The sequence below is a fragment of the Nocardioides oceani genome (assembly GCF_030412965.1).
Lineage (GTDB): Bacteria > Actinomycetota > Actinomycetes > Propionibacteriales > Nocardioidaceae > Nocardioides > Nocardioides oceani.
Map to the genome: position 1 here is coordinate 1 of NZ_JAUHJQ010000262.1, position 223 is coordinate 223.

Annotated in this window: 1 protein-coding gene; it reads right to left on the minus strand. The window is 77.6% G+C overall.

The genetic code is table 11. From position 1 onward, the window contains the following. On the minus strand, positions 1-223 hold a 223-nt coding region (locus QWY28_RS24000), incomplete at both ends, for a FlgK family flagellar hook-associated protein (protein ID WP_300955401.1).

Here is a 223-nt window from a genome sequence, read left to right on the forward strand (position 1 = left end):
GAGGTCGGCGGCGTGCTCGACCTGGTCGGCGATCTCGGTCGTGACGTTCGCGGCCTGGACGTGGATCGCGTCGGCGAGCGTCGCGCCGGCGGCGAGCACCGCGCTGCGCGAGGCCGCGCGCGCGGGATGGTTGCCGAGGTCCTCCCAGGCCGCGGCGAAGTCGTCGAGCGCCGCGGCCACGCCGTTGGCGCCCGGCTCCCCGATGCCGCTCTCGACCCGGTCG